10 protein-coding genes are annotated in these 14,220 nt (G+C 32.5%); 4 read left to right on the forward strand and 6 right to left on the reverse strand.

The genetic code is table 11. The annotated features are described in order from the left end of the window. Positions 1-47 precede the first annotated feature (47 nt). Complete coding sequence (metG, locus tag HXZ69_RS03625) at positions 48-2,084, forward strand: methionine--tRNA ligase (RefSeq protein ID WP_286495032.1); 2,037 nt, start codon at positions 48-50, stop codon at positions 2,082-2,084. Between the two features lie 132 nt (positions 2,085-2,216). On the opposite strand, the gene HXZ69_RS03630 is transcribed toward metG, so the two are convergent. The 5 genes from HXZ69_RS03630 to HXZ69_RS03650 form a co-directional block, all read right to left on the reverse strand. Next, complete coding sequence (locus tag HXZ69_RS03630; RefSeq protein WP_286495033.1) at positions 2,217-3,278, reverse strand: alpha/beta fold hydrolase; 1,062 nt, start codon at positions 3,276-3,278, stop codon at positions 2,217-2,219. 103 nt (positions 3,279-3,381) lie between these two features. Continuing rightward, complete coding sequence (locus HXZ69_RS03635) at positions 3,382-4,362, reverse strand: SPFH domain-containing protein (RefSeq protein WP_286495034.1); 981 nt, start codon at positions 4,360-4,362, stop codon at positions 3,382-3,384. 58 nt (positions 4,363-4,420) lie between these two features. After that, entirely contained in the window at positions 4,421-4,747 is a 327-nt protein-coding gene (locus HXZ69_RS03640) for a DUF59 domain-containing protein (RefSeq protein WP_282629608.1), read from the reverse strand. Between the two features lie 194 nt (positions 4,748-4,941). Next, complete coding sequence (locus HXZ69_RS03645) at positions 4,942-6,111, reverse strand: beta-helix domain-containing protein (protein ID WP_286495036.1); 1,170 nt, start codon at positions 6,109-6,111, stop codon at positions 4,942-4,944. A 36-nt stretch (positions 6,112-6,147) separates the two neighbouring features. Beyond that, the gene (locus HXZ69_RS03650) at positions 6,148-8,955 is read right to left on the reverse strand and encodes a TonB-dependent receptor domain-containing protein (protein ID WP_286495037.1); all 2,808 of its coding nucleotides are present in this window, start codon (positions 8,953-8,955) and stop codon (positions 6,148-6,150) included. A 148-nt stretch (positions 8,956-9,103) separates the two neighbouring features. Between HXZ69_RS03650 and HXZ69_RS03655 the strand changes: the two genes are divergently transcribed. Further along, complete coding sequence (locus HXZ69_RS03655; RefSeq protein WP_280046206.1) at positions 9,104-9,784, forward strand: response regulator transcription factor; 681 nt, start codon at positions 9,104-9,106, stop codon at positions 9,782-9,784. A 9-nt stretch (positions 9,785-9,793) separates the two neighbouring features. Continuing rightward, positions 9,794-10,822: a sensor histidine kinase gene (locus HXZ69_RS03660; RefSeq protein ID WP_280061926.1), complete on the forward strand. Its 1,029-nt coding sequence runs from the start codon at positions 9,794-9,796 to the stop codon at positions 10,820-10,822. Here HXZ69_RS03660 and HXZ69_RS03665 read toward each other — a convergent pair. Continuing rightward, the gene (locus HXZ69_RS03665; RefSeq protein ID WP_286495038.1) at positions 10,819-11,229 is read right to left on the reverse strand and encodes a hypothetical protein; all 411 of its coding nucleotides are present in this window, start codon (positions 11,227-11,229) and stop codon (positions 10,819-10,821) included. The two genes, HXZ69_RS03660 and HXZ69_RS03665, sit on opposite strands and share 4 nt — an antisense overlap. Positions 11,230-11,339: 110 nt before the next feature. Here HXZ69_RS03665 and leuS point away from each other — a divergent pair, with 110 nt between their 5' ends. Beyond that, positions 11,340-14,198 (forward strand): leucine--tRNA ligase, encoded by a 2,859-nt coding sequence (leuS, locus tag HXZ69_RS03670; protein ID WP_286495039.1) that lies wholly within the window; start codon positions 11,340-11,342, stop codon positions 14,196-14,198. The last annotated feature ends 22 nt before the right edge of the window (positions 14,199-14,220 follow it).

The following is a 14,220-nucleotide window of genomic DNA, read 5'->3' on the forward strand; positions in this document are numbered from 1 at the left end:
AAAACAAACAACAAATCGTATCTTTGTCGTTTATAGTTTTTAAGCAAATGAGTCAACCAAAAAGATATACAATTACAGCGGCTTTACCTTATGCTAACGGACCATTGCATATTGGTCACATGGCAGGTGTTTACGTTCCTTCTGATATTTATGCACGTTTTTTACGAAGAAAAGGAAAAGATGTAGCATTTATTGGAGGTTCTGATGAACATGGTATTCCAATTACAATTCGTGCCAAAAAAGAAGGCGTTACACCTCAAGACATTGTTGATCGTTACCACGAAAATATCAAAAATACATTGACAAATTTTGGTGTGACATTCGATATTTATTCTCGTACAACATCAGATAAACACAGAGAAGTTGCACAAGATTTCTTCAAAACGTTATATAACAACAACAAGTTTACAGAAGATGTTACGGAACAATTTTATGACGAAGATGCGCACGAATTTTTAGCAGATCGATACATTCGTGGTGAATGTCCGAAATGTGGAAACACAGATGCTTATGGAGATCAATGTGAAAAATGTGGATCAACATTAAGTCCAGAAGAATTGATTAACCCTCGTTCTGCTTTATCTGGAAATACACCAATCAGAAAAGAAACTAAAAACTGGTATTTGCCATTAGATCAGTACCAAGATTTCTTATCAAAATGGATTTTAGAAGGTCACAAAAATGATTGGAAATCGAGTGTTTATGGTCAAGTAAAATCTTGGTTAGACGATGGTTTGAAACCTCGTGCAATGACACGCGATTTGAACTGGGGAATTCCTGTTCCAGTAGAAGGTGCTGAAGGAAAAGTAATGTATGTTTGGTTCGATGCACCGATTGGTTACATTTCTTTCACGCAAGAATGGGCAGAGAAAAACGGTAAAAATTGGAAAGATTATTGGCAAAATGAAGAAACAAAATTGGTTCATTTCATCGGAAAGGACAATATCGTTTTCCACTGTATCATTTTCCCAACTATGATGAAAGCGCATGGCGATTACATTATGCCAGACAATGTTCCTGCAAACGAATTCTTGAATTTAGAAGATGATAAAATATCAACTTCTCGTAATTGGGCAGTTTGGGCACACGAATATTTAGAAGATTTTCCAAATCAACAAGATACATTACGTTATGTGTTAACGGCGAATATGCCTGAAAATAAAGACAATAACTTTACGTGGAAAGATTTCCAAACTAAAAATAATTCTGAATTAGTTGGAATTTTAGGAAACTTTATCAACCGCGTAATGGTTCTTTCTCACAAATATTACGAAGGAATTGTTCCTGCAAAAACAATTGAATTTGAAGAATTAACTGAAATCAAATATTTTGCAAAACGCATTGGTGATCATTTAGAGAAATATGAATTCCGTGCTGCATTGACAGAATATATGAATTTGGCTCGTCTTGGAAATCAATTTTTACAAGCGCAAGAACCTTGGAAAAAAGGTGATGATCCTGAAGCTGTGAAAGGAATTATGTACACTGCAACGCAAATTGCTGCTGCATTAGGACAATTGGGAGAACCATTTATTCCATTCGCTTCTGAGAAAATTTTGGCTATGATGAATGTAGAAAAAATGAGTTGGGACGATTTAGAATCAACTGACGAATTTGTAAAAGCTGGACATCAATTGGGACAGTCTGAATTAATTTTTGCAAAAATTGAGGACGAAGCAATCGAAGCACAAATCAATAAATTAAACGAAAGTAAAGTCAAAAATAATATGACAAATCCAAATGCAGAACCTCAAAAAGAATTGATTTCTTTTGATGATTTCCAAAAAATGGATATCCGTATCGGAACTATTTTAGAAGCGAAAAAAGTTGAAAAAGCAGACAAATTATTCGAACTAAAAGTTGATACAGGAATGGATGTTCGTACAATTGTTTCTGGTATTGCAGAACATTTTACATTAGAAGAAATCATTGGTAAACAAGCAATGGTTTTAGCAAATTTAGCGCCTCGTAAAATTCGTGGAATCGAATCGAACGGAATGTTATTATTCGCTGATAAAGTAGACGGAAAATTAACATTTGTAAATCCTGAAGAAGAAACGCCAAACGGCGTTCAAGTTGGATAGACTTAGATTTTAGATATAAGTATTGAGATATTAGAAAGCCACTTCATCGAAGTGGCTTTTATTTTTATTTTAGTTTAAATTCAGTTGCAATAACATATTGATGATTTAAATCGTTAATTGCCATTACGATATTTAGTTTTTCTTAATTATTTTATTAGATTGTAAAAAAGACTTTATATCATTTAAAACGTCTTTCGGTCTTTCATCTTTTACTCCATGCCATGTTTTTTCATAAACTTTGTGCGTAATATAAGCTTTATGTTCATTGGTTAGTTTTTCATTTTCAGCTTTAAAATCAAACCAATCTTGATCATTTATCGGATCAAAAATTAACATAGGTTTATCTAAATTTCTGTAAATAATTTTAGGATTTAATTGATGTGTTGAAGCTCCAAAAGCTGTTTTTGAAGTAAAAGGAGTATAAATAATTGAAATGTTTTCTTCAGCAGAATTTTCTCCTGTAAGCTCTTCAGCACCTGGATTTATTTCAAATTTGTTTTGATTATTCTTTTTAATTCTTGCATACAAAATGAAAATTTCTTTTTTAAGTTTTTCATCTTGTTTTCCTCTTACTCCCCAATTATTATAAATGTACCAATAAGCGTCAAATTCTGAATCGAAAATCAATGATTTTTTATTTGCATAATACTGATTTGCCTCTTCAATACTCTTGACAATATTAGCCACTTTTTCATTAAAATCCCAAGCAACTGAGCCACCATCTTCTAAAATCAATGCTTGTACAGATTTTGGATATGCATCATAAAATGCAGAACTTATTGTACCTCCTCTCGACCAACCACCAATAATAGCTTGTTTAATACTCTTTTTATCCATCAAGAATTTTATATCATCAACAACATGATAGATACTTACATCTTTTTTAGGAATCTCAGTAAAACCATGTCCATAATAATCTATTGCAATGACATGCAAATTCATTTTGACAAGATTATCAATAATTTCATAAAGTTCATAACTATTACTATAAGTTCCATGAATCCAAATAAGAGTAGGATTTTTAGGATTTCCCCACTCTAAATAATGCATTTTCACATTATCTGTCTGAATATAATGACCATATTGTTTTTCATATTTATCAAAATCAATTCTAAACTCATCATATAATTTTGATTGATTGATAGAATCCTGATTAATTGTTTTATTAGATTGTCCATATAACGAAAAAGTCATTAAAACGGTTACCAAAAACAAAAAATAACACTTATTTAAGTTTCTTTTTTTAGTGGATTTGACTTTCATATAATATTAAGAAAATACTTGATATAATGATCTTCTAAGGATGTTCTGGAAAAGTAAACGAATCACCTTGATTTGGTTTATTTTTTCGTTGAGTTGGATTGTCTTCTTTTGTTATTTGATGCTCATTCAGTTCATGTGCTGCGGTAAACGAAGTAACCATTGTATTCAGCATTTCCGAAGCGGCTGTTGGCGAATTTGGTAACAGAACTAATTTGCTTCCAGATTTTTCTCCAATCGCTTGCAATGTATCATAATGTTGCGTCACCACAATTAACGCAGAAGCTTCTTGCGAAGTAATTCCTGCTCCATTCAATACATCTACAGATTCCAATAAACCTTTTGCAATTTCACGACGTTGATCTGCAATACCTTGTCCTTGCAAACGTTTCGATTCTGCCTCTGCTCTTGCTTTTTCTACAATCAAAATACGTGCAGCATCACCTTCATATTGCGCAGCTAATTTTTCGCGTTCCGCAGCATTAATACGGTTCATCGCATGTTTTACTTGCTCATCTGGATCGATATCAGTTACTAACGTTTTGACAATTTCGTAACCATATGAATTCATCGCTTCTTGCAATTCACTTTTTACAGCAACGGCAATATCATCTTTTTTCTCGAAAACATCATCCAAACGAAGTTTTGGAACTTCAGCTCGAACAACATCAAAAACGAAAGAAGTAATTTGCGTATAAGGATTATCTAATTTGTAAAATGCGTCATAAACTTGCGTTTTGATGACTTGATATTGAACAGAAATTTTTAATCGTACAAATACATCATCTTTCGTCTTTGTTTCGACAACAACATCTAATTGCTGAATTTTAAGTGACATTTTTCCCGCAATTCTGTCTACAATCGGAATTTTGAATTGCAATCCAGGATTACGAATACTATTAAATTTCCCGAAACGTTCTATAATAATCGCAGTTTGTTGTTTGACTGTAAAAATGAATAAGAAGATAATTATTATCGCAAATAAGAAGATAAATATTATTAGTCCGAAATTTCCCATAAGTTTTAGTGTTTTGAATTTTGTTGGATTAAGGTACAAAAAAAAATTAGGAATGTTCTTATAACATTCCTAATTCAAATTTTGCTTCTTCGCTCATCATATCTCTATCCCAAGGAGGATCAAATGTGATTTCTACATAACATTTCGTTACATATTCTATCTCTTCAACACGCTGTTCTACCTCTCGTGGTAAACTTTCAGCTACTGGACAGTTTGGAGATGTAAGGGTCATGGTAACTTTTACTTCACCATCTGCATTTACCTGTGCATCGTAAACTAATCCTAATTCGTATATATCAACTGGAATCTCTGGATCGTAAACTGTTTTGAATTTTTCAACCAATTTTTCTCCAATCGAATCTAATTGTTGTTCTGTTAATGCCATTGTTATCAACTCTAATTATTTGCAAATGTACGAATAGTTTATTTTATGTGGAATTTTTCTAAATAACTATTTTTAATGACTTAAAATAAAATAGTTATAATAGAAGAAAATCGCTCCCTCGGAGAATCCGAAAAAGCGATTTACAAACACGAAGAACTTTTTTATAAGAAAAGTTTTTCTTTATATAATGATTATTATAGACCTCTTGTCCATCCTTTAGCCCAAGTAGGTACATCTACACCTGCACCTGCACCATTATTATTTGCTTTAGCATATGCTTTAGATACATCAACTGCTAAACCAGCAGAAGTTTTACCTGTTGCTTCTGTCGTTACATTTACGAATTGTACATTTTTAAGGAATAAATCGTTAGGAATCCAAGCTAAAGTAGCATCATGCTCGATATCGATACCTTTTGCCCAGTTAGCTAATACAAAGTTTTCAAATTTACCTTTTGTACCAACACGTAATTTCATTGCTTGGTTTTCACCTTCTCCTGTATAAGTAGCTCCTAAACCGATTAAAGTAGCATTTTTGATTGAAGGATTAGAGATTGGAGTTAAAGTATGGTTGCTTGAGTTATTATCTGCTTCGATACCTCTATTTCCTTTGTTACGACCTTCTTTTCCGTACCAGTATTCGTTGATACCAACCCAACCTTCTGTCCAGTCAAATTGATCATCTTCGTTTTCGTTAGATACGATATATTTTGTGTTTACAGTTCCTCCGAAGAATTCTACACCATCATCAGATCCTGCGTATAATTGTACGTACTCGATTTTTGTTCCGCTACCAACACCGAATAATGAAAGACCATTAAATTCTTTCTCAGAGTTATAAATAGCACCTGCAAATTCGATACGAGTATATGTAATTGACCCAGAGTTATCTGTAGCTACATCACCACCATAAGTTAATTCAGAAACCTCTGCAGTTGCTGTTTTAGCTTTGTTAATTGGTGCTTTACCACATAATACTACACCTCCCCAAGAACCTGGAGTTCCTTTTTCTGATGTAAATACAACTGGTTTTTCTGCTGTACCATTAGAGTAAATTTGACCTCCTTGTGCTACTGCGATAAAAGATGAAGTTCCTCCATTTGCAATGATTTTAGTTCCTGCAGGGATAGTTAAAACAGCACCATCATTTACTTGGATTTTACCAGTTAAATAGTACGTTTTAGTTGCATCTAAAGTAATTTTATCACCACTTTTTAACTCTCCTTTGAAATCAGCTGGGTTAGCAACAAATCCAGAAGGGTTTGTGTTTCCATTACCTTTGTTATCGTCATCATTGTTACAGCTTACTAAAGCTAATGAAGAAATAGCTCCTACTAAGAATAATCTAGAAATTGATTTTTTCATAATTAAATGTTTTATTGTGTTTGTTTTATTTTGTTTTTAAAATTGATAGTTTACAGATAAACCGAAGTTCATTCCTTTTTTATAGCTTAATGTTTTTACATCTCCATTCAAATTCTCTTGTACACGGTCTATTGTAGGGTTTAATAAGTTTTTAGCAGAGAAATTGATTCCAATATTTTTATTCAATTTTGAACGTAAAATGAAATCTAATGTGCTAAATCCTTTATCTACTTGATTTCCTCTTGTTTCAGTTCCAAGCGCATAAATACGATCAGAGAAATAGTTGTAAGCCACAGTTGCCATTACGCTTCCTCCACTTGCCCATTTCTTAGAATAAGATAAATCTGCATTTGTAATAAACTTAGAAGCTCCCGTAAATGCATCTTCTGCATTTGTAAAATTGGTATTGATTCGTTGTCCATTAAACAATGTTTCTTTGTATACTTTTTCATTGTTTAATTCTTGATTAGAATACATATAAGCACCGTTAAACCCAACTGTTAATTGTTCTGGATTCGATGTTTTATTATCTAAAATTGCTTTTCTAACTTCTAATTCTGCACCAACTGCATATCCCCAATCACCTGTATTTGCATAGGAAATATCATTAGATGATGAAGCAATTGTTGTTGTATTGATTGGATCTTGAATATATTTTCCGAAACCTCCCAAAGAGATTACTTCTCCACTTTTCGGGAACCATTCCCATTTAATATCCGCATTGTAATTTGTCGATGGATACAACATTGGATTTCCACGGAAAGTTTCTGTTACATCTTCATAAACAAACATGGCTGTTTCCTTGAATTGAGGAAGTGTATATGTTTTAGATGTAGCGAAGCGCAAGTTTTGATTATCTGTTAATTTATAACGTAACATCAAACTTGGTAATAATTCGAATTGATCGAATGAGTTTTTACCTTGTGATAAAGCTGTGTACCAATCGATGCTTTGTTTAAGATATTCTGCACGAACGCCCAAAACTGCTGTTAATCGATCTGTAAAATTATATTCTACCTCAGCAAAACCTACTTGTATATCTTTTTGTCCACTGTAAACTTGAGATCTGTAGCTTCCGTCAGATTTGATATCAAACGTTGTGATTTCGAACCCTGAACCATAATTTGATTGATTGAAGAAAGCATCTAAATTATTTGGGTCAACTTGAATCCCACTTCTCAAAATTTTGAAGTTAAATTGATTCGCTTCAAAATCTCTTTCTTTATGTCTTCCTTGGTATCCAATAGAAATTTTAGCTTTATAATCTTTCAAATCTCCACCAAAAACTCTGTTATATTCCAAGTTCGCAGAAATCTCATTCTCATTAAGATTTTGGTAATAACGGTTACTTAACGAAGCGTCTTGAGAAGCTAACACATATTGTCCAGATTGCTTATCCAAACGCATGGTATTTTGCAAACGGTCTGGCATATCTTGTTTCACCGTATTGTAAGAAACGCCCCAATGAAACTCAGATTTATCATCTAATCTGTGGTCTCCTAATAATTGATTGACAAAAACTTGGTTTCTTTCGTAAGTTCCACGACGAATAAATCCATTATTATCTTCCGCTAAATCTCTAATAAACCCTTTGTATTCTTGTAAACTTTGAGAAGTATTGTTAATAAAAATACTATTTGCTCTTAATCTATTATTGGGATTAAAATCATAATACAAATTCACCATTCCTGTTGTATTCGTATTATAACTATCTTTTGTATACTCGTTGAAACCTTTCAAATTATTTCCTTGAGCATCAACAGAACGTGCTAAACCTTTCTCGATACTTTGAGCTGAGTTATCAAAAGAAGCTGTTGCAAAGAATCCGAATTTTGCTCCGTTTTCAAACTTGTAACTTTTTCCTCCTTTTATATTAAAACCTCCCGCTACGGCAGATTTAGATTGCGGATTGAAACTATTTGTAAAGTGATATCCTGTTGTTGCATTTGCTGGAATTTTCGTTTTTTTGAAACCAAACCAATTTGGTCCATCTTGCAAATTGAAATTTTTATTTGTAATCGCATTAGAATTTAAATTTAATCCTGTTCCGATTTCTAATAAACCATTTCCTTCGTATAATTTTGATGCAATATCGATATTTGCTCCTCCAAAATCAGCCATCATTCTTACATTGAATGTTTTGCTCAACGAAATATAATCAATAACGTCTGTTGGAAATAAATCCAATTTAACATTCTTGTTACTAGGATTTTCTGACGGAATTGGTAAACCATTCAATGAAGTATAATTATAACGATCTCCCAATCCACGTACAAAAACGTCTCCTGTTCCTTCTTGTTTCGTTACACCAGCCATTTTCGCAACTGCCGAAGCCGCATCACTTACACCTTTACGATCCAATTCTGCTGCACCAATATTCTCCACCATTTTTACAGATTTTTTCTGTATATTAAGTAAAGAAGCTTCTCCAGATTTATCTTTTCTACCTGTTACAACAGCAGTTGATAAATCAATCTTTGTATCTTTTAAATCTTCTGGTTTCAAATACATATTTAATGTATTCGAATCTGATAAATTTTGAGAAATAGATTGATAACCATCTACTTTAATATCTAATTGATACGTATCATCTGGAACAGAAATTTCGTAGTGACCTTTATCGTCTGTTTTTGCTTGAATATTTAATCCTTCAACCACAAAAGTTTTTTCAGAAAGTGGTTGGTTTGTTTTTTGATCAAATAAAGTTCCTTCTAATTTAATATTAGTCTGTGCAAAAAGTGCTGCCGAACCTAATAATAAAAGTAAAGTTAAATTGCGTTTCATTGCGATTGTATAATTCGTGTTTGTTTGATGGCAAAGTTGCTGCAATCCAATGAAAAACATTTTTAGAAATTGTAAAGGTTTTGTTAGGTAATTGTTATGAAATTATCGTAACTTTAAATGAATGTTAAGAAATGTTTTTACCTAATTTCTCCTAAAATTTAAGCTTAATTTTACATCGACTAATTTTATTTAGTTATTACAAACAATTATGAAGAACATTAAAATTTTATTAGTTGACGACGAACCAGATATCTTAGAATTTATTGGTTACAACTTAAAAAAAGAAGGTTTTGAAGTAGAAACAGCTCAAAACGGACTAGAAGGTTTGAAACAAGCCAAAATTTTTCGCCCAGATTTGATTCTATTAGATGTAATGATGCCACAAATGGACGGAATGGAAATGTGTGCAGAGTTGAGAAAATTAGATTCTTTTCAAGATACTTTGGTCGTTTTTCTTTCTGCTCGCGCCGAAGATTTTTCTCAATTAGCTGGCTATGATGCTGGTGCAAATGATTATATCTTAAAGCCTATCAAACCAAAAGTTTTAGTTAGTAAACTAAATGCTTTATTGAAATTAAAACAACCTAACGAAGCGCCAAAAGACGAATTTATCAAATTGAATAATTTCGAGATCAACCGCGAAACATATAAAGTAAATTACCAAGGACAAGACTTTTTGTTACCTCGAAAAGAATTTGAATTGATTGCTTTGTTGGCTTCAAATCCAGAACGTGTTTTCAAACGTGAAGAAATTTTGGAGAAAGTTTGGGGAAATGAAGTTGTCGTTGGTGGACGTACAATTGATGTACATATGCGAAAATTACGCGAAAAATTTGGGAACGATCGTTTCTCAACAATCAAAGGAATTGGATACAAAATAAATGACTAAAAGCTCGTAATGGCTTCAACTTTCAAAGTTCAAAACATTTTTCTATTTGCCTTTCTCAGTACATTATTCTTGGCTTTAGGATTTGTTTTGTTCTCTTTTTTATGGTTTGGAAATATTGATTTTATTCTCCAAGAAAAACTATTTTTCATCAGTTTAATGCTTCTTTTATTGATTGGATTATCAATATTTTATTGGTTTTCTTTAAAAAATCAACGAAGAAAAGATTTTACTGAAATCTCGAAAAATATTCCTCAATTTCAATCCAGCACAATGGATTTTGAAGAACTTTCTCAAAAAATTTCTACCATTACAGAAGATCAATCCAAAGAGATTGATGTTTTGCATGAGCGAGAAAATTACAGAAGAGATTTTCTTGGAAATATTTCACATGAATTAAAAACGCCTCTCTTTTCGGTACAAGGTTATTTATTAACGCTGATAGAAGGTGGAGTTGAAGACGAATCTATTCGCGATAAATACTTAAACCGAATTAATAAATCGGTTGATCGATTGATTTATTTGGTCAAAGATTTGGACATGATTGCAGAACTTGAACGTGGACGAATCAATATCGAATTTTCGGTTTTCAATTTGACAGCGCTTGTACAAGATGTGATTGATTTATTAGAAATTAAAGCTGAAAAAAATAACATCAAAATTTCTCTAAATTATCCTATTCATCAACCGATAAAAGTTGTAGGTGATATTCAGAAAATTCAACAAGTTTTGATTAATTTGATTGTAAACGCCATCAATTATTCAAATCCAAATACAGAAATTGACATCGATTTTGAAGAATATGATGATAAAATTCAAATCTCAATAAAAGATCAAGGAGTTGGGATAAAACAAGAAGACATTGACCGAATTTTCGAACGTTTTTACCGAATTGATAAATCTCGAAATCGTAACAATGGTGGATCTGGACTTGGTTTGGCAATTGTAAAACATATTTTAGAAGCTCATAAACAAAAAATTTATGTAACAAGTAAAATAGGAAAAGGTTCTACTTTTTCGTTTTATTTACAGAAGGCTTAATATTGTCCTCGCTTCTTGGTAAATTTCAAGGTAACGTTGTGTTTAAAGACTTTTAATGTATCATTTTTAGCCTCTTTCCACAAGAAATAAGGAGGTTTCAAATTCAGTACATTTCCTTTTACAGCCAACGAATCCTCAAAAAGTTCAGCATAAAGAATTGTATCTTTTTTTAAGAATGCTTTGTCTTTATAATCAATTAAATAATAATCATTTCTGACATAAATAGGATCTTTGACACGAAGTGTTGAATCCTTTTCATCAAAATTCCATTTGATATTAACAGGATTAAAACCATCTTCGTACCCCACAAAAATGCGTGTTGTATTTACAATATGACGAACAGAAAATATTAGGATAGTAAAAAAAATAAGGATACCGATATAATATAATATCAATTCTTTTTTCATGGATTTGGTTTAGGTGTTGATTGTTAATGTACAAATATCGCTATTCTAACCCAAAAGATACATAAAAAATGTAAATTTGCATAAATTTAATTTTAATATAACTTCCAATAATGCAATATAATCCGAATGAAATCGAACCAAAATGGCAAAAATTTTGGATTGAAGACAAGACGTTCAAAGCTGAAAATCAATCAGAAAAACCTAAATTTTACGTATTAGATATGTTTCCTTACCCTTCTGGAGCAGGATTACACGTAGGTCATCCACTTGGATACATTGCGTCTGATATTTATTCTCGTTACAAAAAATTAAAGGGTTTCAACGTTTTACACCCAATGGGTTACGATTCTTTTGGTTTGCCTGCGGAGCAATATGCGATTCAAACTGGTCAACATCCTGCGATTACAACAACAACGAATATCGAAGGTGGAGTTGATAAACAAGGAAATGTGATTGCTGGATACGAAAACCAAATGAAAAAAATTGGTTTAGGATATGATTGGGATCGCGAAATCAGAACTTCGGAACCTGAATATTATAAATGGACACAATGGATTTTCAATCAATTATTTGATTCATATTATGATAATTCAACTGATAAAGCTGAATCAATTTCTAAATTAATTGAAACATTCAAATCAGAAGGTAATGCGAATGTAAACGCTGTGGCAGATGATGATATCGAAATCTTTACAGCAGAGCAATGGAATGCTTATTCTGAAAAAGAACAACAAACAATTTTATTAAAATATCGTTTAACTTTCTTAGCAGAAGCAGAAGTAAACTGGTGTCCAGATTTAGGAACTGTTTTAGCGAATGACGAAGTGATTAACGGATTATCTGAGCGTGGAGGATTCCCTGTTGTGCGCAAAAAAATGACACAATGGATGATGCGTATCACGGCTTATGCTGATCGTTTATTAACTGGTTTAGATAAATTAGATTGGCCAGATCCGATCAAAGAATCACAAAAAAACTGGATTGGTAAATCGACTGGAGCAAGTATCGAATTTCAAATTTCGAATTTCGACGATGCTAAAATTGAAGTATTTACAACTCGTCCTGATACTGTTTTTGGTGTTTCTTACGTGACTTTAGCGCCAGAACATCCTTTGGTTTCTCAAATTACAACTGCAGAACACAAAGCAAAAGTTGATGCTTATATCGATTATACTTCAAAGCGTTCGGAAAGAGATCGTTTAGCAGATGCTAAAAATATTACGGGAGAATTTACAGGCGCTTATGCCATTCATCCTTTCACAGGAAAACAACTTCCGATTTGGATTGGTGATTATGTATTAGCTTCTTATGGAACGGGTGCTGTAATGGCTGTTCCAGCTGGTGACGAACGTGATTTTGCTTTTGCAAATCATTTCAATTTACCAATTATTAATATTTTCAAAGGAAAAGATATTTCTGAAGCTGCTTTTACAGAAAAAGGTGGATTCGAATTACAAGATTCTGATTTCTTAAACGGATTAGATTATAAACAAGCGGTTGCAAAAGCAATTGAAGCTTTAGAAGAAAAAGGTTTTGGACAAGGAAAAACAAACTTCCGTTTACGCGAAGCAGTTTTCTCTCGTCAACGTTATTGGGGAGAGCCGGTTCCGGTTTACTTCAAAGACGAAATGCCTTATACAATTCCAACAGCAGCATTGCCAATTATTTTACCAGAAGTTGACGAATATTTGCCAACAAAAGATGGTGAGCCACCATTAGGACGTGCGACAAAATGGGCTTTTGATACAACAACAAACGAAGTTGTAGATAATACTTTAATCAATAACGAAACTATTTTCCCAATAGAACTAAATACAATGCCAGGTTGGGCAGGTTCTTCTTGGTATTGGTTACGTTATATGGATGCAAAAAACGACAACGATTTTGTATCTAAAGAGGCTGTTGATTATTGGCAAAATGTAGATTTATACATGGGTGGATCTGAGCATGCTACTGGTCACTTATTATATTCTCGTTTTTGGCAAAAATTCTTATTCGATAAAGGTTTAGTTCCAACGGATGAGTATGCAAAAAAACTTATCAACCAAGGAATGATTTTGGGAATGACCGCTTATGCATATAGAATTAATGGAACAAATACTTTTGTTTCTAAATCTTTGAAAGATCAACATGAAACAACACCAATCCGTATTGATGTTAAGTTGTTAAAAGATGGAGGCGACGAATTAGATACAGAAAAATTCAAAACTTGGAGAGAAGATTTTGCTAATGCAGAATTTATCTTAGAAGATGGGAAATACATCACAGGACGTGAGGTTGAAAAGATGTCAAAATCTTACTACAATGTCTTAAATCCTGATGATATTTGTAATCAATATGGAGCAGATTCTTTACGTTTATACGAAATGTTTTTAGGTCCTGTTGAACAGTCTAAACCATGGAATACACAAGGTTTATCTGGAGTTTATTCATTCTTGAAAAAATTCTGGAGATTATATCATTCAGGAACAGAAGAAACATTTTTTGTTTCGGAAGATGAACCAACAAAAGAAGAAATGAAAGTGTTGCATCAAACCATCAAAAAAGTGGACGAAGATGTAAACAATTTCTCTTTTAATACATCGGTTTCTACTTTTATGATTGCTGCAAACGAATTAGGAAAATTAAAAACAACTAAACGTGCAATTTTAGAGCCTTTGGCTATTATTATTTCTCCTTATGCACCGCATATTGCAGAAGAATTGTGGTCAAAATTAGGACATGAAACGTCAATTGCACATGCAGATTTCCCTGTTTTCGAAGAAAAATGGTTGATTGCAGATGCTAAAGAATATCCAGTTTCATTCAATGGTAAAATGAAATTTTTGTTAGAATTACCTTTGTCGTTATCGAAAGAAGAAATTCAAGAAATTGTAATGAACGACGAACGTACAATCAAACAATTGGGTGATCGTACTCCGAAAAACATTATTATTGTTCCTGGAAAAATCATTAATATCGTTGGATAAAAAAAGATTTTAGATACTAGAT

It is taken from the genome of Empedobacter sp. R132-2 (assembly GCF_030324375.1).
Taxonomy (GTDB): Bacteria; Bacteroidota; Bacteroidia; order Flavobacteriales; family Weeksellaceae; genus Empedobacter; species Empedobacter falsenii_B.